This window comes from Neisseria sp. P0021.S007, from assembly GCF_051956855.1.
Genome location: NZ_JBQCXA010001613.1, coordinates 1 through 454, shown reverse-complemented (window position 1 = coordinate 454; position 454 = coordinate 1). Strand labels below are relative to the sequence as shown.

Here is a 454-nt window from a genome sequence, read left to right as displayed (position 1 = left end):
ATCGAAGACTGCGCCCAAGCGCACGGTGCGAAATACAAAGGCAAATCCGTCGGCTCTATCGGCCACGTCGGTGCTTGGTCGTTCTGCCAAGACAAAATTATGACCACCGGCGGCGAAGGCGGCATGGTAACCACCAACGACAAAGAGCTGTGGAGCAAAATGTGGTCGTACAAAGACCACGGCAAAAGCTACGATGCCGTGTACAACCGCGAACACGCACCCGGCTTCCGCTGGTTGCACGAAAGCTTCGGCACCAACTGGCGCATGATGGAAATGCAGGCTGTCATCGGCCGCATCCAGCTCAAACGTATGCCCGAATGGACTGCCCGCCGTCAAGCGCACGCCGCCAAACTGGCTGAAAGCTTGGGCAAATTTGCCAGCATCCGTTTGGTCGAAGTGGCCGACTACATCGAACACGCGCAATACAAGTTCTACGTTTTCGTCAAACCTGAAC

At 55.9% G+C, this 454-nt stretch carries 1 protein-coding gene; it reads left to right on the top strand.

The annotated features are described in order from the left end of the window. Positions 1–454, top strand: a 454-nt coding sequence (locus ACTHUR_RS20540; RefSeq protein WP_440400645.1) for a DegT/DnrJ/EryC1/StrS family aminotransferase, incomplete at both ends; no start/stop codon positions are given.